Here is a 17,984-nt window from a genome sequence, read left to right as displayed (position 1 = left end):
GTCCCGATTGTGGTCAGCCCGCGACCGTCGCGCTCACTCGTGGGCGGCGTCCCACTCGTCGGGCTTGCGGACGTTGCTGCACTCGTTGCACTGGATCCGGCCCATCGCGTCCATGGCGTTGTTGAACGTCTCGCAGTTACCGCAGAAGTATCCCCACCGGGCGTCCCGCTCGGGGTCGGAGTAGACGACGAAGAAGGGTCCCTTCGAACCGCGTTCCCGTCGCTCTCGATCCACGTACAGCTCCCGGCCGTCCGGTCCGTCGCGTCGCTCCATGTTCCTCCGTGGTCGTCCGAGCGGTTTACCAATTTGGACCGGCGCGCGTTCTGCCGGCGCTCTCGGTGTGCTCGCTCGCGGGCCGAGAGTATTAGTCGCGCCCGGTCCTTCGTCCGGTGAATGCCGCCCACGCTGCTCCACTACTCCGACGTGGAGAACGCCTACGACGACCCCGACAGGATCGGACGCCTCGCCGGCCGACTGCGTGGCCTGCGCGACGGGACCGCGGTAGTCTGTGGCACCGGCGACAACACGGCCCCGGGCGTGCTCTCGCTGGTGACCGAGGGCCGACAGGCGCTGCCCTTCTTCGAGGCCGTCGGGACGGACTTCGAGACGTTCGGGAACCACGACTTCGATCACGGGATCGACGCGACCGCCGCCGTCGTACGGGACTCTCCGCAGACGTGGCTGACGGCCAACGTCGAACAGGACGGGGTTCGGCCGAGCGGAGCGAGGTCGGGCTCGAGCGATGAACGAAGTGAGCCGCCCGGCGTCCCGTCGAACGAGGTGAAGCGGGGCTCGGGAGTCGAGCGGAGCGACCCTCCCGGCGAGCGGTTCCTCCCCGAGGAGACCGTCTCGGTCGCGGTCCGTGAAGTGGACGGCCGACGGCTCGGCTTCGTCGGCGTCACCACGCGAAGCGCCCGGTACAATCCCGGCGCCGGGCCGCTCTCCTTCGAGGACCCCGTCCCGGCCGTCCGGGAGGGCGTCGCGACTCTCCGCGAACGCGAGGTCGACGACGTGGTGGTCCTCGCGCACCTCGGCCGCGAGGACGAGCACCTGGCGCGCGAGACGGACGTCGACGTGGTCCTGGGCGGGCACGTCCACGACGTGACCGCGGAGCGGATCGACGGGACCGTCCTGACGCGGCCGGGCGTCAACGGCGAGGTCGTCTTCGCGGTCGAACTGGGCGAGACAGTGCGCGCCCGCCGGTACTCCATCGACGACGCGCCCGTCTACGAGCCCGTGGCCGAAGCGCTCCGGGATCGCCTCGTCGCCGCGGACCTCGACGAGGTCGTCGCGCACGTCGCGGATCCCATCGAACGCTCCGACGAACTGATCGCCGCCGGCGAGACGCGCGTCGGCAACCTCGTGGCCGACGCCTACCGGTGGTCCTCTGGTGCCGACGTCGGGCTCCAGAACAGCGGCGGGATCCGGACCGGACCGCCGCTCGGCGGCGACGTCACCGTCGCCGACCTGGTCTCCGTCGTCCCCTTCGAGGAGGAACTGGCGCTGCTTTCGGTGACCGGGGCGGAGCTACGACGGGTTGTCCGCGAGGCCAGCGGCGACGTCGTCGAGGCCCTGCCCGACGGCATGTGGAACGGCCACTTCAGCGGGCTGTCCGTGGTCTGGAACGACGACGACCGCGAGATAGAGCGGCTCCGCGTGGGTGGCGAACCGGTCGACGACGACGCGACCTACACTGTCGTCACCACGGAGTACCTCCTCGGGACCGACCACGAGTACCCGACGCTGACTCCGGCCCACCACGTCGACTCCGTCGGCCGGCAGTACGACGCTCTCGCGGACTACGCCCGCTCCGAGGGGATCGATCCCGAGATCGAGGGCCGGATCGTCCGTCGGGGGCGCGGCGGGGAACGGGAGGGATAGCGTTCGTCGGCGAGTGCGTCCGCTCGCGGCCGAGGTCTCGGCCACCATCTGTTGGTATTGTATATACTTTCTCGACAGGAAACGACAGCAGATGGACGTGACTGGTATCTGCCGGGCAATCCCCACACCGCAAGCGGAACGATTGAGGGGGACGGGGTCGAACGCTGATCTGATGGCACTGGTTCTGGTCCCGGTCAGGTACCCCCTCTCGGAGCACTCCCGGGCGACGCTGTCGAAGGCGATCCGCGAGGCCGAGGCGCGCGACGCCGACCTGTCGGTCCTGCACGTCAACCTCTACCAGTCGAGCGAGCGGGTTCGCCGGAGCGACCTCAAGCGGGCCGTCGAGTCGGCGTTCGGCCACGTTCCGAACGCGCGCTACGTCGTCCGGTCGGGGCTGCTCGTCGAAGAGACAATCCTCGAGGAGGCCGCCTCGCAGGCCGCGGACGCGGTCGTCATCGGGCGCAAGCAGGTCAGCCGCTGGCGATCGATGGTCCGCCGGCTCGTCGACGACCCCGACGTCGAGCGCTTCCTGCGCGACGAACTGGACTGCGACGTCGTCACCGCGTCGGTCGGCGACTCCTGACTGCGGCGGACCGCGCCTGCCGCCACGGAGCGTGCGATCAGGAGTCCCCGTCGGCGTCGTCCCGGCGACGGGGGCCGTCCGGGTCGTCCGTCGGAGCGTCCGGTTGCGAATCCGCCGGTGCATCCGATCGCGGGTCTCTCGGGGCGTCGGGATTCACGTCGGTCCGGGCGTCCGACACCGCGTCGCGCCTGTCGGCCGACACCTGAAGTTCGCCGCTGGTGTCGTCGAAGAACAGGTGCGAGTGGGGGTAGGCGATCTCGACGTCCTCGTCCTGAATGGCCTCCAGGACCGACGTGTAGATCCGCGACCGGGTCGCAAGGAGCCGATACGGTTCGGTGACCCAGTAACGCAGCGTCAGCAGGATGCCGTGGTCGCCGTACTCGTCGATGTAACAGGTGGGCGCGGAGGGGTACCGCTCCGCGCCGACGCGGATGTTCGGCCCGCCCTCGATCACCCCGTCGGTCGACCGCGCGGCCGACTCGACGATCTGTCGCGCACGCGGGACGTCGCTCTCGTAGGTGACCGTGATCGACAGCGTGAGCCGCGTCCGCGGGTCCTCCGCGGAGTAGTTGATCACGTCCCGCTCGCGCATCGTCCCGTTGGGGATCACGAGGAAAGTGTTGTCCATCGTGAATATCTTCGTGTACCGGAGCGTGATGTCCTCGACGAACCCGCGCCGATCCTGGTCGACGAGTTCGATCATGTCCCCAATCTCGTAGGGCTGGTCGGCCAGCAGGAAGACGCCGCTGATGATCGACCCGACGATCGGCGCGAGGATCACGCCCAGCACCGCCGTGAACACGGTCACCGAGAGGGCGATGTCCGACAGCTCCATCCCGTAGATGCGTAGGATGGTGAGGAAGGCCAGCAGGAACACGCCGAGCTTCAACCCGCGGAGGATCGTCCGCGTGAGGCTGGGCCTGCGGTACCGCCGGGCGATCCGGCGGCCGAACAGGCGCACGAGGAGTCGCGAGACGCCGTAGGCCACGACGAGCACGAGCACGGTCGCGCCGGCCTGGATCACCGGATCCGGCACCCACTGCGGGAACAGTTCCATCGGGATCTCGGACGTCGGCGTCTCCGTCGGCGACGGTGTCGGCGTCTCCGTCGGCGACGGGGTCGCCTGCGCGACCACGTCCCGACCGACGACCGTCGGCCGCGTTCCCCGGACTGCCATGCAATGGTCGCTTCGCGCGGCGGCCTAAAGGGTTGCGTCGCGGGCCGGACTCGTCCGGGCGGGCGGATCGCCGGACGTCCGGCGGGACCGCCACGGAACGACATCTGTCATCTTCTTCGCCTATCCATCAGCAATTTTCCGACGGACGTGAAACGATACCGTGGTATAATCGAACGATTACGCAACAGACTTTTGCCCGCTCGACCGCCATCTAGAGACGATGACCAGTATCAAATACCGACCGAAGAAGGCGTCCGATCGGAGCCGACCGCCGGACACCGCCCGCCGGAAGTCGCGGCTGTTCTGCCCGGCCTGCGGGTTCGAGGGCGACGCCGAGGAGGACTGGGACCACGTGTCCGACGCGGAGGGGACGGCCTACGTCTGTCCCGACTGCGAGTCCGTCGTCGCACGGCGGTAACTACCCGTTCGAAGTCTACTTTTAGTACATCAGCGTCTCACGATTTTAGTACGTCAGCGTCTCACGATCGGTCACGACCGAGTCGAGGAGCCCGGCCGGCGTCGCGTCGTAGGCCGGGTTCGCTATCTCGAAGCTCTCGGCGGGTTCGCGCATGACCTCAGCGCTGGAGCGGAACTCGTTCTCGAAGGCGAACCCCCCTTCGATGAGCTTCGCGTGCGACCCGACGACGGTCGTCGGGACGCCGCTGTCGGCGGCCACCGCCGCGATCGGGTAGGTCCCGACGCGGTTGTACAGCGTCCCGTCGACAATGCAGTCCATCCCCACCAGCACCCTGTCGCACTCCCTGACGTAGTGGCCGGCGGCGCCGTCCACGATCAGCGTCACTTCCACGCCCTCCATCGCGGCGAGGCGACGCGTCATCCGCCGCCCCAGAAACCGCGGGCGAGCCTCGGTCACGTAGACGTCGAAGGAGGCGCCGTCGGCGACGGCCGCCTCGATGGACTGGAGGACGGTCGTCGAGTAGTCGTGGGTCAGCAGCGTCTCCTCGTCGGCGATCAGGTCGACACAGCGGTCGGCGGCCTTCCGCTTCGCCGACTCCACCTGATCGACGACGTCGTCGACCGCGTCCTCGGTCAGTTCCCTCGCCGTCTCGAGGTCCGCCGGCTCCGCCTCCCGGACCGTCTCGACGATGGCCCGCTGGGTCGTGTGCAGCGACGCGTGGGAGGGGTTGGCCCGCCGGAGCGCGTTGCTGTTGCGCTCCAGCCCGCGCAGGTACTCGTCGACCGACGGGAACTCCCGCTCCGTGAGCGTCCGCAGCGCGCGGGCGGCCTTCACAGCGACCACCGAAGAGCTGTGAGTCTGCATCTCCTCGATCTCGTCGACGGTCTCGTCGATCATGTCCGGGACTGCGAGGCGAGGCGACAAGGGCTTTCCGCCGTCCCCGACGCCGCGTTCTCCGATCCCGGCCGAACAGCATATTAAGGACCTCCCCACTATCGGAGTGCATGGCCGCCGAGCTGTCGGAGGAGACGAGAGCGCTGTCGGAGGTCGCCAGCGTCGTCATCCTCGTCGGGATGACCGTCGTCGTCACCGGCACCGTCGGCGTCCACGTCCTGGTCGTCCAGGACCAAGACACGGGGCCGCCGAACGCCAACTTCACCTACGACTACGTCGAGAGCGCGGGCACGCTCATCGTCGCCCACGAGGAGGGCGACGAGCTCCCCGCCGGGGAGGTCACGATCAACGACTCCGACCACGGGGTCGCCTGGGCGGCGCTGGCCGGCGTCAACGAATCGGCGACCGTCACCCGGGGCGACGCCGTCCCGCTCAGCGCCGGCAACGAGTGGGGCAAATCCGTCGGCGGCGACGATCAGGTCGAGGTCTACCTCGTCCGGGAGGGCAACGCGACGAAGATCGACGAGTGGGACGGGGCCTGACCGTCGACCGACTGCAGCGGGAGCGAGAGCGACGGTCCCCGGCCCGGCGGCCGCCTATCCTTTGATGTTGCAGATCGGGAACGTCCGGGCGACTCTGTCGCCGATGCCCAGCGCGTCCGAGACGCGGACCACCTCGTCGACGTCCTTGTAGACGCCGGGGGCCTCCTCCGCGATTGTGGCACCGTCCTGGGCCTTCACGTAGATCCGCTGCTGGTCGCGCAGGTCGTCCTGCACGTCGCCGCCCCAGTACTTGCTCTTGGCCTCGGTGCGGCTCATCAGCCGGCCCGCGCCGTGGGCCGTCGAGCCGAACGTCTCCGAGAGGCTGTTCTCGCCTCCCCGGAGGACGTAACTGCCCGCGCCCATGCTCCCCGGGATGATGATCGGCTGGCCCACGTCGGCGTAGGCCGGCGGCAGCTCCGGCCGACCCGCCGGGAAGGCCCGCGTCGCGCCCTTGCGGTGAACGAAGAGTTCCTTCTCTTCTCCCTCCACGTCGTGAACCTCCTTCTTCGCGATGTTGTGGGCCACGTCGTACAGCAGCTCCATCTCCATCTCGCGCCAGTCGCGGTCGAACACGTCCGCGAACACCTCGCGGGTCCGGTGCATGATCAGCTGGCGGTTGACCCACGCGAAGTTGATCGCCGCGCACATCGCCCCGTAGTACTCCTCCGCGAGGTGCGAGCCGGCCGGTGCGGCCGCCAGCTCCTTGTCCGGCAACTGGTTCAGCAGCCCCTGATGCGCCTGCTCGATGTCGCGCAGGTAGTCCGTACAGACCTGATGACCCAGTCCCCGCGACCCGCAGTGGATCAGGACGACGACCTGATCCTCGTCGAGCCCGAACTCCGCGGCCACGTCGTCGCGGTAGACGTCCGTCACGCGCTGGACCTCCAGGAAGTGGTTGCCCGAGCCCAGCGACCCGAGCTGGTTTCTCCCGCGGTCCTTCGCCTTCTGCGAGACTGCGTCCGGATCGGCGTCCGGCCGGCGGCCCTCGTCCTCGCAGTGCGCGAGGTCCGACTCAACGGCGTAGCCCTCCTCCAGCGCCCAGTCGACGCCGCGGTCCAGCACCGCCTCGACGTCGCCGTCGGAGCTGTCGTGAATCCCGCCGCCGCCCAGGCCCGAGGGGACCGCGTCGAACAGCGCGTCCACGAGTTCCTCCTCGCGCCCCTGGACGTCGTCGTAGCGGAGGTTCGTTTTTACCATTCTCACTCCGCAGTTAGAGACGACGAACCCGTCGGCGACGAAGTTGTGCGCCTCGTGTTCGACGCCGATGTCGTAGACGGGTTTCTCGCGGGCCTCCCTGATCGACGCGATTTCCGTCTCGACGGTCAGGTCGTCGCGAACTTCGACGGACTCGAGGGACTCCTCGAAGTTCGGGAAGTCGTCGCCCGGCCTCGGCCGCCCCGAACGACCGCTCCAGATACTCCGTTCGACGAACCGGCCGTTGATCTCGAACTCGTCCTTGACCTCGTCGGCTGATGCACCGCCGTCGGCCATCGTCCTCGCCTCGGTCGCGATGGACTCGCGGCGTTCGATCTCCCGCTCCTTCGTCTTGAGGTACTGGATCGCTGCGACGGCCTTCTCCCGCTTCTCCCGGTTGTACCGAAACCCGACTCGCGAGAAGAAGCGGATCAGGTTCTCAGAGTCGTTCTTGACGCCGAGTCGGAGACGAACGACGTCGCGCTCGCTGTTGGAGTCGTCGTCGAACCGCTCGATGGCATTGGTCTCGATACCGAGATCGGCGAGGAAGTCGGCCAGGTCTTTCAGGAACGACTCGCCGGCGTCGGCCGTGTCGACGGTCCGGGTCTGGGAAACCTTGGGGCAGTAGAGGTGCTTGTCGTGCTGCGGGGCGGGCGCGTTCATCTCCGCGCCGAAGTACGCGCTGTAGTAGAGCGCCTTCTGCCAGTCGGCGAGGCGCCCGAAGTACCCGGGCGTCGTGAACCCGGACGCGATCTTCTCACCGACCGGGACACCGAGCTTGCGAATCAGGAGCCGGAACGCCTTCGAGGTCGTTTCGAAGCTATGCTCGATGGTCTGGGAGGAATTGCCATCGATCTGGTGGTCGCGCTCACGGGCGTAGACCTTCGACGGTTTGAATCCGACGGCGCGAACGTCCTCGCGGACCGTTTCGAGGTCTTCAGGTTCGCCGTAGAACCAGACCTGTCCCTCGCCGCCGAACGAGCCGTCACCTGTGAAGAATCCGAGGATCTTCAGCAGGTGGTTGAACGCCTCGTCGGTGGTTCGCAGCGGGAGGAGGTCCCGTTCCTCGAGAACGCGCTGGATCTGCCAGTTGTACTCCGAGAAGTCCTCCTCGGTGAGGAGCGTCGCCTCCTCCGGTCGTTCGTCCTCGATCCCCTCGAAAGGCTGGACGAACACCGAGTCGCCGGGCTTCAGGTCCGCGAGGTCGACCATCCCGTCAGGCGTCAGGAAGGAGTGATCGGCCGTGGCCTCGATCCGCTCGCCCGTCGCGGTTTCGACCTCGTAGACCGTCTTCTCGCCAGACTCTGTGAACAGCCGGATCCCAGAGGGAACGAAGTCGTCGCCGGCGACCATCGCTTCCTCGTCCTCAAAGCGGGCTCGGAGCGATTCGATCGGCGCTCGGCGGCCGAACGACAGGCGGACATTAGCGTCGCCCGGAAGGCAGTTGATGTCGTAGCCGACCGCTCCGGGCGAAATACAGCCGTTTCGGGCGTCGATGCCGGCCACCCCGCCGACGGGGAAGCCGTACCCCTGGTGGCCGTCGGGCATGCAGAGGGCGTGCTTCTGCACCCCGGGGAGGTGCGTGGCGTTGCGCAGCTGCTGGAGGGTCTCGTCCTCGCTGATCTCGTCGAGCAGCGCCTCGCTGGCGAGGACGCGCGCCGGCGCGTTCATCGCCCCTTCCTGGGGGATCTCCCACACGTAGTCCCTGACCTTCTCCAGGGTGAACTCGCCCGCGTCGTAGGTGGTCATACGGGAGGCTCCGGGCGGAACGGTCAAATGTGGTGCGGTGTCTGGCGGAAACACCGCTCGCAGGGCGTCAGTCGTCCGCCGGGACGACGTCCCGGTCCCCCGCGGGCGCGTCGCCGAGCCAGCGGTCCAGCGAGAGCGGGCCGGCGCCGAGCGTGAACACGGCGGAGGCCATCCCGAAGAGGGTGACGTGCGCGAGCACGGGGTCGTCGGGGAGGCCGAACAGCGTCGTCGTGAACAGCAGGAAGGCGACGGCGGCGCCGAAGCGGGTGAGCAGGCCGGCGATCAGGAAGAGGCCGACGACGGCCTCCAGCAGGCCCGCGCCGAGCACCCACATCCCGGCGTCGACGGGGATCACCGCGGTCAGATCGTACTTCTCGACGACCCGCAGCGAGCGGCCCGGGTCGCCGAGCTTCTGGACCACGCCGAGGTAGACGAAGGTGACGCCCATCCCGACGCGCAGGACGGTCGGGACGACGGCGCGGTAGGGATCCGTCCGCTCGTCGAGCCACCGCTTGAGGTAGTGGACGCGGTCGACGCGGCCGTACACCGTCCCCTCCGTGGCGGCGACGCGCTGGAGGATGTCGTCGGCGCTGGGGCGGCCGCCGCCGACGATCAGCAGCGCGAGGAAGCCGGGGACGTACTCCATCGCCAGGACGACGCCGGGGTCGAGGACCAGCGCACCCGCGTACAGCGCCAGACCGGCGAGCGTGACGACCCGCGTCGCGAGGCCAAAGAGGATGAAGAAGCCGACGGCGATCAGCGTCAGGCGGAGCAGCGGGTTGGTCGACGGGTCGAACGAGACGGTCGGCGCGAACAGGTAGCCCTGGAAGCCCGCGCCGACCAGCGGGAGCCCGAGGCTCAGCCGGAGCATCCACGGGATCAGGTCGTCGTAGCTCGCCAGGGCCTCCCGGAGTACCGCGAGGTCGGTGAGCGTCGGCCTGTAGCGGAGGTAGGCCGCGAGCGCGGCGACGCTGACGGCGGTCGCGCCGGCGAACAGCGCGGCGTTGACCGGGTCCGACAGCACCTCGCGGACGAACGCCACTGCGTCGACGGTCCGGCCGACCGGGTCGGTCACGTAGTCCACGTGCGCGAGCGCGGGGCGCGCGAGCAGCGGGAGACAGAGCGCCGCGACGACGGTAGCGAGCGTTCGTCTGACCATGGCCGCGCTAGGAACCAGGGGTACCTGAACCTGGCCGTTTGGGAACGAACGAGCCGTCGAATCGCCCTGAACGAGACAGTCGGGCGGGCCCGCCGACCGTCGGGGACCGCCCGGTGCCGGTGGAATTATAGTCACCTACGGCCTAAACGCGGATAGTGAGCGTCAACGTCGAATCGCGGATCGTCGAGCGGGGCGACGACGACTACGTGGACGCCGCCTGGCAACTCAAGGAGCGGATCCGCGAGGAGGAAGGCGTCCTCCGACAGCGGCGGGGTTTCTTCCGGAGCGCCTACCGGCGATCGAAGGTCTACGTCTACGTCGACCGCTCCAAGGACCGGCTCGTCGGTTTCGCGGCCGTGCGGAACGACGGCTACGTCCTCTTTCTGGCCGTCGACCGGGACTACCGCGGCCACGGGTTCGGCAAGCGGCTGATCGCCCGCGTGGCGGACGACTACGGGTCGGTCACATGCCACGCTCGTGCGACCAACGAGTCGGCCATCGGCTTCTACGAGCACCTCGGGTTCGAGGTGCGCCGTCGCATCGACAACTACTACGAGGACGGCGGCGACGCCCTCTACCTCAAACTCGGCGACGACACCATCCGCGACAAGCTCTCGAAGTTCCTGCGGTAGCGCAACGCCTTTATCGACCCGCCGGAAACACCGGGCCGATGGACGAGCGCACCCGGGCGTACCTGCGCGGTCGGTTCGGCGACTACTACCGCCGGGCCGAGCTGACGCCGCCCCCGGACGCCGATCGGCGCGAGTGGGGCTTCATTCCGTGGACCGACGGCCCGGGCGAGACGATGGTGCGTCACCGCTCGCTGCTGGACCTGGGCGACCTCTCCGACTTCCTCCAGCGCAAGCGCCCCAGGCACGTCTACTTCTCCGCGGGGCGCTACGAGGAGCCCAGCGCGTCCTCGATGGGCGAGAAGGAGTGGCAGTCCTCGGACCTCGTGTTCGACCTGGACGCCGACCACCTGCCCTCCGTGCGGCCCGGCGAGGACAGCTACGCCGAGATGCTCGCCGCCTGCAAGGACGCCCTCCTGCGCCTGCTGGACTTCCTCGAGAACGACTTCGGATTCGAGGACCTGACCGTGGTCTTCTCAGGCGGGCGGGGATACCACGTCCACGTCCGCGACGACGGGATCCAGCACCTGGAGCGGGACGCGCGCCGCGAGGTCGTCGACTACGTCCGCGGCATCGGCCTCGAGTTCGATCAGCTGATCGACGAGGAGGCCGTCGCGGGCACCGCGGGCCGGTCGAGCCCCGCGCAGAAGCGCACGCTCTCGACGGAGGGCGGGTGGAGCGGGCGCGCGCACCGACACGTCCTCTCGTTCGTCGACGACCTGCTGGAGCTGGACGAGGACGACGCGCTCGAAGAGTTGCAGTCCTACGAGGGCATCGGAGAAGGCAAGGCCACGGCGGCGCTGACCGCCGCCCGCAACAACTACGACCAGCTCGCCGCGGGCAACATCGACGTCCACCCGGCCTTCTACGAGATCGCGAAGATACTGATGGCAGAGGTGGTCGCCGAGGACAACGCCCCCATCGACGAGCCGGTGACGACGGACACGAACCGGCTCATCCGGTTGCCGGGCAGCCTCCACGGCGGGTCCGGGCTCGCGGTGCGGCGGATCGACCGGGACGCCATCGACGAGTTCGACCCGCTGGTCGACGCCGTCCCGGAGACGTTCCGAAATCACGAGATCGCCGTCGAGGTGAGCGAGGACGGGGCCGGGCCGGTCGAGCTCGGGGACGACAGCTTTACGGTGGAGCCCGGCAACACAACTCTCCCTGAGCACGTGGGCGTCTTCCTGATGGCCCGCGGCCGCGCCGAGAAAGGTGAAGAATGAACCTCGACGAACTCCAGTCCGTGCAATCGCGGGAGCGCCAGACCGACAGCCTCCAGCAGCTCCGGGAGTCGTTCTACGCCGACGCGGGCGAGTTCATCCAGGGGCTGCGAGAGGAGCGCGACCACGCCGCCGAGCGCGCGGACGACCCCTTCGACGCCCCCGAGGTCAACCGCCTGACCGACGACATCAAGACGGCCGAGCAGACCGTCGAGGCCATCTACGAGCGCCGCGTCGGCAAGATCGTCAAGATGGCCTCGCTGGCGGCCGCGGACATGCCCGCCGAGGAGGAAGGGCTGACCCGCGAGGAGCGGGACCTCTTCGAGACGCTCGTCGGCGCCATCGAGGACAACCGCGACCACGTCCTCGACGTGCTGGCGGGCGAGACGGCGACGGGCGCGGTGGCGAGCGGCAGCGGCGACGCGACCGCGTCGAACCCGACGCCGGGACCGACCGAGCCGGAAGAGTCAGCCCCGGCTGAGCCGGCCCCGGCAGCGGATCCGGCGTCAGAGGGGGGACCGACCGCGGAGAGCGACCCGGAACAGACGGCCGAGGGGACCGGCGTCGACGCCGCGGACGTGATGGGGGCCGATCAGGAGCGGAGCGCCGACGAGATTCCGCCACCGCCGCCGGAAGAGCCGCCCGAAGACGCGTCCCCCCGGGCGGAGGTCGCCAACGCGACCGACGAGTCGGCACCGCCGGACGCCGGGAGCGATCCGACGCCCGGAGCCGGCGACGCGGGCGGCGATTCGGCCACGGGAGTCGACGCGGACGCCGGCAGCGACGCGGGCCCCGACGTCGAGCGCACGACGGTCCGGATCACGGACGACGTCGGGGAAATCTTCGGCGTCGACCAGCGGGAGTACGACCTCTCGACCGACGACGTCGTCACGCTGCCCGAGGAGAACGCGGCGCCGCTCGTGAAGCGGGACGCGGCCGAGCGGCTGGAGTGAGCGGCTGCCCGCCGTTTCGGGCGGCTCGACGGTACCGCGACCGATTGTCTTCTCTCGACGTGACGGGCGTAGCGTCGCCGGTGGCACACCAGTATATGTCATCCGGTTTTATTTCATCTTTCGTAATACCACCAAATATATTGGTAGAGTATCGTAATCAGTTCATTGCGTAATCAAAACCGCTGGACAAACACGTGACTGGGAACCATTCACACGGCGACGGCCGCGCCTTCGACGTCCTCCTCGTCGAGAGCGACCCGGACGCCGTCTCACCGTTCATCGACTCGTTCAGGGCCGCCGAGGCGACCGAGGAGGTCCACGTCGTCACCGACGGCGCGGAGGCCCTGGACTACGTCCACGGCCACGGTGACTACGCATCGGTCCCGCGACCGGACCTCATCATCCTCGACCCGGACGTGCCGGGCGCGGACGGAGGGCAGTTCCTCGCGGAACTCGACGACTGTGCCGAACTGCGATCGGTCCCCGTGCTCGTGTTCACGGCGTCCGACGCGGCCGAAGACGTCGCTCGGTCGTACGGACTCAACGCGAACGCGTACCTGCGGAAGCCGACCAGTTCCGAGGCGTTCGACGAGCTCGCGCAGGTCATCGAGGACTTCTGGCTCCGGATGGCCCGCCTCCCGCCGAAGTAGGCACTCGATCACGGGTACGACAGCGTCGAAAATAGCAGTCTCGCGCGTCGCGGCGACGCAGCCGACCTAGTTGCGGACGACGTTCGTCGCGCGGGGGCCCTTGGGGGCCTGCTCGATGTCGAAATCGAGATCCTGTCCTTCCTCGAGGTCCGGGCCACCAACGTCCTCCATGTGGAAGAAAACGTCGTCGTCCGCGTCCTCAGTCGAAATGAAACCGTAGCCGCCAGTGTCGTTGAAGAAATCAACCGTTCCGTTTGCCATTGCAAACAGACGTAGAGCGGATGCGGGGATAACTGTTCCGAGAGTCGTGGTACCACGACCGGCCCGAGGCGGGGAGTGCGCGCCGTCAGCCGTTCGGGAATCTTCAGGGCGTCATGACGACCTTGATGCAGTCGTCCTCCTTCCGGTTGAACGTCCGGTACATCTCGGGGCCGTCCTCGAGGTCGACCTGATGGGTGACGACGAACGAGGGATCGACGTCGCCGTCCTCGATGCGCTGCAGGAGGGGATCGAGGTAGCGCTGGACGTGGGTCTGACCGGTCTTGACCGTCAGGGCCTTGTTCATCATGGCGCCGACGGGGATGTTGTCCGCGTCGCCGATGTAGACGCCGGGGATCGACAGCGTGCCGCCCTTCCGGCAGGACTTGATCGCCTGGCGGAGCACGTGCGGGCGATCGGTCTCCAGTTTCGCGGCCTGCTTGGCGCGGTCGGTCACGCCGGCCAGGCCCGTGCCGTGGGCCTCCGTCCCCACGGCGTCGATGCAGCGGTCGGGACCGCGGTTCCCGGTCATCTCCATCAGCCGGTCGTAGACGTCGTCCTCCTCGAAGTCGATTATCTCGGCGTCGCCGTGTTCCCGGGCCATGTCAAGTCGCTCCTGAACGCGGTCGATGGCGATAACGCGCTCGGCGCCGAGCAGCCAGGCGCTCTGGATGGCGAACTGGCCGACGGGGCCGCAGCCCCAGACCGCGACCGTATCGCCCGCCTCTATCTCGGCGTTCTCCGCGGCCATGTAGCCCGTCGGGAAGACGTCCGAGAGGAAGAGCACCTCCTCGTCGGGGAGGTCCGAGTCGATGACGATGGGACCGACGTCGGCGTAGGGCACCCGCAGGTACTCCGCCTGGCCGCCGGCGTAGCCGCCCAGCACGTGCGAGTAGCCGAACAGCCCCGCCGGCGAGTGGCCCATGGCCTTGCGCGCCAGTTCGGCGTTCGGGTTGGAGTTGTCGCACAGCGAGTACAGCTCGTTCTCGCAGAACCAGCAGTGGCCGCAGGCGATGGGGAAGGGGACGACGACGCGGTCGCCCGCCTCGAGGGTCTCGACGTCCTCGCCGACCTCGATCACCTCGCCCATGGGCTCGTGGCCGAGGACGTCGCCCTCGCGCATGCCCGGCATGTGGCCGTTGTACAGGTGCAGGTCTGAGCCACAGAGCGCCGTGGACGTGATCTCGATGACGGCGTCGTGCGGGTTGACGATCTCCGGCCGGGGGACGTCCTCGATCCGGACGTCCTTCTCGCCGTGCCAGGTGAGCGCTCTCATCGGTGTGCCCCGCCTCCGTCGGTGCGCTTCGGTTCGGAGAACTCGCTACCCGTGGGGATCATCGTGTGCTCACCGCTACGGCCAGCGCTCCGCTAAAAGTGGACCCTGCGCTTGCAAGAGAGGGGATTCGGGCGGGACCGTCAGGACCGCTCGCCGATTCGCTTCCGGTACAGCGCGAGATCGAGCGCCACGTCCTCGAACTCGACGGTCACCTCCGTCTCCAGGCCGAATCCGACGTCCTCGTAGAACGCCCGCGCGGGCTCGTTCTCGGCGCCGGTGTTGAGGACCAGCCTCCGGTAGCCGTCGCCGGCGGCCCGCCGCTCGAGGGCGCGGTAGATCCGGCGGCCGTGGCCGCGGCGCTGGCGGTCGGGGTCAACGCGCATACGCGTGACTTCGGCGGCGCGGCCGTCCACGTCGACCTCGTTCCGCATCCAGCCCGAGTGTTCGCCGCTACCGAGCGGGATATACGCGCCCGTCGCGACGATCTCTCCGCCGACCGTCCCGACCAGGAACTCGCCGTCGGCGTAGCTGTCGGGCAGCCGTTCGAGGTCCGCGCCGGGCGCGTCGGGGACCCACTCCGGCGTCTCGGCCATGGCGCGCTCGTTCAGATCGCGGACGGCCGAGCCGTCGCCGGGGCGGACGTGGCGGACGGTGAGGGCGGTGGTCGTCGTCGGCATGTGCGGATCGATCGGCGGAAGTGATAAGTATTCTATCACGACAGGGAAGACAGGTCCGTCACCGTCGACACAGTGACAGCTGTTACACGACGATCCGGTCGGTACCCACGATCGCCAGCGGGTGGCTGCAAGTGAACGGCGGGAGCGACGAAACCCCTCCGAGAGCTATCCACGAGGAAATTGTCTACAGTGTCATCACAGTAGTTTTCCGAGCCGGTTCCGTCCGTCGGGACATGGACGTCCCCGAGCGAGTCCACCTGATGCCGGTCGGCTACGAGAACGATCGGATCGTGCTGCCGGCCCAGCGACTGCGCGCCGACCGCGTCGTCCTGCTGGACTACGAGGACGAGACGGACCACCCCTCGTACGGCGAGACGGTGCGCGAGCGCCTCGAAGCGGCCGGAATCGACCACGAGACGGTTCCGTGCAACATCTTCGACTTCTACGACTCGATCGGGACCGTCGCGGAGCTGGCCACGCGATTCGCCGACCACGAGGTGTACGTCAACCTCGCCTCTGGATCGAAGGTCACCGCCATCGGCGGGATGATCGCCTGCATGGCCACCGGCGCGACCCCCTACTACGTCCGCGCGGAGCGCTACGCGGCGGAGACCGACGGCGACGTGGCCGAGGGGATCCGGGACGTGACGGAGCTGCCGACCTACCCGATGGACCACCCCGAGCCCGAGCAGGTCGCGGTCATGGACTACCTCGCCGAGGAGGACGGCGCGACCAAGCGGGCGTTGATCGAGTACGGCCGCGAGGCCGGCCTGCCCTTCATCGCCGACCACGAGGCCGCGAACCGCAAGAGCGAATACCGCCTGCTGGACAGCCACGTCCTCGACCCACTCTCCGAGACGGGCTACGTCGAGGTCACCGAACGGGGCCGCTCCAAGCTCGTGGAACTCACCGAGGCGGGCCGGAACACGCTGCGGGCGTTCCGGTACCTGGTCGAAGGGTCGGGGTGAGCCCCGCCAGCGGACGGGGCCGGCACCAATGGTATGTGGGACCGTATCGAAGTCGGTGGTATGTTCGACCCGGACGAGCTGGACGAGATCCGCTCGGGGAAGGAGCGGTGGGAGGCGGAGACCGTCCAGCCGACGCTCGATCGCTTCGGGGAGCGGAGGGACGGCTTCGAGACGGACACGGAGGGGCGAGCGGTCGACCGGCTGTACACGCCCGCCGACGTCGCCGACCTGGACTACGAGGAGGACCTGGGGTATCCCGGAGAAGAGCCGTACACCCGCGGGGTCTACTCGACGATGTACCGCGGCCGGCTGTGGACGATGCGCCAGTACGCCGGCATGGGGACGGCCGAGGAGACCAACGAGCGGTTCCACTACCTGCTCGACGAGGGCCAGACCGGCCTCTCGATGGCCTTCGACCTGCCGACGCAGATGGGCTACGACTCGGACGACCGCATGGCGGCCGGCGAGGTGGGCAAGACCGGCGTGGCCATCGACTCGCTGCGGGACATGGAGACAGTGTTCGACGGCATCCCGCTGGACGAGGTCAGCACCTCCATGACGATCAACGCGCCCGCGTCGGTGCTGCTGGCGATGTACGTCGCCATCGGCGACCGGCAGGGCGTCGACCGCGAGGAACTGCGTGGGACCATCCAGAACGACGTCCTGAAGGAGTACGTCGCGCGCAACACCTACATCTACCCGCCCGAGCCGTCGATGCGGATCATCACCGACGTCTTCGAGTTCTGCGCCGCGGAGGTCCCGAACTTCAACACCATCTCCATTTCCGGATACCACATCCGCGAGGCCGGCGCGACGGCGGCCCAGGAGATCGCGTTCACCCTCGGTGACGGCATCGAGTACGTCGAGGCGGCCGTCGACGCGGGGCTCGACGTCGACGAGTTCGCGCCGCAGCTCTCCTTTTTCTTCGCGTCGTACAACAACGTCCTCGAGGAGGTCGCCAAGTTCCGCGCGGCCCGTAGGCTGTGGGCCGACGTCATGGAGGAGCGCTTCGACGCGGAGAAGCCGGCCTCGAAGCAGCTAAAGTTCCACACCCAGACCGCGGGGTCGACGCTGACCGCCCAGCAGGTCGAGAACAACGTCGTCCGGGTCGCCTACCAGGCGCTGGCCGCGGTGCTGGGCGGCACCCAGAGCCTCCACACCAACGGCAAGGACGAGGCCGTCGGCCTGCCGACCGAGGAGTCGGTCCGCACCGCGCTGCGGACCCAGCAGATCCTCGCCCACGAGTCCGGCGTCGCGGACACCATCGACCCGCTCGGCGGGAGCTACTACGTCGAGTCGCTGACCGACGAGCTAGAGCAGGAGGCCCGCGGGATCCTCGACGAGGTCGACGAGCGGGGCGGCATGCTCGGCGCTATCGAGGAGCAGTGGGTCCAGCGGGAAATTCAGGACGTCGCCTACGAGCGCCAGCGCGAGCAGGAGGACGGCGAGCGGATCGTCGTCGGCGTCAACGAGTACACCGTCGACGAGGAGGAGCCGGTCGACGTCGCGGAGGTCGACGAGACCGTCCAGCGCCGCCAGCAGGAGCGACTCGACCGGGTCCGCGAGGAGCGCGACGACGCGGCCGTCGAGGACGCGCTTGCCGCGGTCCGCGAGGCCGCCGGGGGCGACGCGAACCTCATGCCGCCGCTGATCGACGCCGTGAAGGCCTACGCCACGACCGGCGAGATCTGCGACGCGCTGCGGGACGTCTACGGCGAGTACGAGCCCGGAGCGGCGCTGTAGCCGGCCGGCA

Annotated in this window: 18 protein-coding genes; 10 read left to right on the top strand and 8 right to left on the bottom strand. The window is 68.6% G+C overall.

Annotation, left to right across the window (positions count from 1 at the left end):
* Positions 1–33: 33 nt before the first annotated feature.
* On the bottom strand, positions 34–273 hold the full coding sequence (locus LCY71_RS15500) for a DUF5816 domain-containing protein (protein ID WP_225334046.1): 240 nt from the start codon (positions 271–273) through the stop codon (positions 34–36).
* Positions 274–393: 120 nt separating this feature from the next.
* Between LCY71_RS15500 and LCY71_RS15495 the strand changes: the two genes are divergently transcribed.
* A complete protein-coding gene (locus LCY71_RS15495) occupies positions 394–1,881 on the top strand; it encodes a bifunctional metallophosphatase/5'-nucleotidase (protein ID WP_225334045.1) in 1,488 nt (495 codons plus the stop codon).
* 172 nt (positions 1,882–2,053) lie between these two features.
* Positions 2,054–2,464, top strand: coding sequence for a universal stress protein (locus LCY71_RS15490; RefSeq protein WP_225334044.1), 411 nt, complete (start codon positions 2,054–2,056; stop codon positions 2,462–2,464).
* 37 nt (positions 2,465–2,501) lie between these two features.
* On the opposite strand, the gene LCY71_RS15485 is transcribed toward LCY71_RS15490, so the two are convergent.
* On the bottom strand, positions 2,502–3,521 hold the full coding sequence (locus LCY71_RS15485) for a mechanosensitive ion channel family protein (RefSeq protein ID WP_225335931.1): 1,020 nt from the start codon (positions 3,519–3,521) through the stop codon (positions 2,502–2,504).
* 340 nt (positions 3,522–3,861) lie between these two features.
* Between LCY71_RS15485 and LCY71_RS15480 the strand changes: the two genes are divergently transcribed.
* Entirely contained in the window at positions 3,862–4,059 is a 198-nt protein-coding gene (locus LCY71_RS15480; protein ID WP_225334043.1) for a DUF8106 domain-containing protein, read from the top strand.
* A 45-nt stretch (positions 4,060–4,104) separates the two neighbouring features.
* Here LCY71_RS15480 and LCY71_RS15475 read toward each other — a convergent pair whose 3' ends face one another.
* Positions 4,105–4,956 (bottom strand): eIF2B alpha/beta/delta subunit family protein, encoded by an 852-nt coding sequence (locus LCY71_RS15475; RefSeq protein ID WP_225334042.1) that lies wholly within the window; start codon positions 4,954–4,956, stop codon positions 4,105–4,107.
* Between the two features lie 107 nt (positions 4,957–5,063).
* On the opposite strand from LCY71_RS15475, the gene LCY71_RS15470 reads away from it, so the two are divergent.
* Positions 5,064–5,495, top strand: a complete 432-nt coding sequence (locus LCY71_RS15470) for a type IV pilin domain-containing protein (RefSeq protein WP_225334041.1) — start codon at positions 5,064–5,066, stop codon at positions 5,493–5,495.
* Positions 5,496–5,549: 54 nt separating this feature from the next.
* Here LCY71_RS15470 and LCY71_RS15465 read toward each other — a convergent pair whose 3' ends face one another.
* Together LCY71_RS15465 and LCY71_RS15460 are read right to left on the bottom strand one after the other, a co-directional pair.
* Positions 5,550–8,438 (bottom strand): RtcB family protein, encoded by a 2,889-nt coding sequence (locus tag LCY71_RS15465; protein ID WP_373325137.1) that lies wholly within the window; start codon positions 8,436–8,438, stop codon positions 5,550–5,552.
* A 67-nt stretch (positions 8,439–8,505) separates the two neighbouring features.
* Positions 8,506–9,597 (bottom strand): DoxX family protein, encoded by a 1,092-nt coding sequence (locus tag LCY71_RS15460; protein ID WP_225334040.1) that lies wholly within the window; start codon positions 9,595–9,597, stop codon positions 8,506–8,508.
* Between the two features lie 155 nt (positions 9,598–9,752).
* Between LCY71_RS15460 and LCY71_RS15455 the strand changes: the two genes are divergently transcribed.
* The 4 genes from LCY71_RS15455 to LCY71_RS15440 all read left to right on the top strand — a co-directional run bounded on the left by LCY71_RS15455 (position 9,753) and on the right by LCY71_RS15440 (position 13,052).
* A complete protein-coding gene (locus LCY71_RS15455; protein WP_225334039.1) occupies positions 9,753–10,229 on the top strand; it encodes a GNAT family N-acetyltransferase in 477 nt (158 codons plus the stop codon).
* Between the two features lie 38 nt (positions 10,230–10,267).
* The gene (gene priS, locus LCY71_RS15450) at positions 10,268–11,452 is read left to right on the top strand and encodes a DNA primase small subunit PriS (protein ID WP_225334038.1); all 1,185 of its coding nucleotides are present in this window, start codon (positions 10,268–10,270) and stop codon (positions 11,450–11,452) included.
* Entirely contained in the window at positions 11,449–12,402 is a 954-nt protein-coding gene (locus tag LCY71_RS15445) for a DNA replication complex subunit Gins51 (RefSeq protein ID WP_225334037.1), read from the top strand. Before priS ends, LCY71_RS15445 begins: the two co-directional genes overlap by 4 nt.
* 194 nt (positions 12,403–12,596) lie before the next feature.
* Positions 12,597–13,052: a response regulator gene (locus LCY71_RS15440; RefSeq protein ID WP_225334036.1), complete on the top strand. Its 456-nt coding sequence runs from the start codon at positions 12,597–12,599 to the stop codon at positions 13,050–13,052.
* Between the two features lie 66 nt (positions 13,053–13,118).
* Here the strand turns inward: LCY71_RS15440 and LCY71_RS15435 are convergent, their stop codons facing one another.
* The 3 genes from LCY71_RS15435 to LCY71_RS15425 form a co-directional block, all read right to left on the bottom strand.
* Positions 13,119–13,313, bottom strand: a complete 195-nt coding sequence (locus LCY71_RS15435; RefSeq protein WP_225334035.1) for a cold-shock protein — start codon at positions 13,311–13,313, stop codon at positions 13,119–13,121.
* A gap of 103 nt (positions 13,314–13,416) precedes the next feature.
* The gene (locus tag LCY71_RS15430; protein WP_225334034.1) at positions 13,417–14,586 is read right to left on the bottom strand and encodes a zinc-dependent alcohol dehydrogenase; all 1,170 of its coding nucleotides are present in this window, start codon (positions 14,584–14,586) and stop codon (positions 13,417–13,419) included.
* A gap of 140 nt (positions 14,587–14,726) precedes the next feature.
* Complete coding sequence (locus LCY71_RS15425; protein WP_225334033.1) at positions 14,727–15,263, bottom strand: GNAT family N-acetyltransferase; 537 nt, start codon at positions 15,261–15,263, stop codon at positions 14,727–14,729.
* Positions 15,264–15,496: 233 nt separating this feature from the next.
* Between LCY71_RS15425 and LCY71_RS15420 the strand changes: the two genes are divergently transcribed.
* Together LCY71_RS15420 and LCY71_RS15415 are read left to right on the top strand one after the other, a co-directional pair.
* Positions 15,497–16,231 carry an HFX_2341 family transcriptional regulator domain-containing protein gene (locus LCY71_RS15420; RefSeq protein WP_225334032.1) on the top strand — a complete coding sequence of 245 codons (735 nt, stop codon included), beginning with the start codon at positions 15,497–15,499 and terminating at the stop codon, positions 16,229–16,231.
* 60 nt (positions 16,232–16,291) lie between these two features.
* Entirely contained in the window at positions 16,292–17,974 is a 1,683-nt protein-coding gene (locus tag LCY71_RS15415) for an acyl-CoA mutase large subunit family protein (RefSeq protein WP_225334031.1), read from the top strand.
* Positions 17,975–17,984: the final 10 nt, after the last annotated feature.

Source organism: Halomicrobium urmianum (genome assembly GCF_020217425.1).
Classification (GTDB): Archaea; Halobacteriota; Halobacteria; order Halobacteriales; family Haloarculaceae; genus Halomicrobium; species Halomicrobium urmianum.
This window is presented reverse-complemented; position numbering and strand designations above follow the sequence as displayed.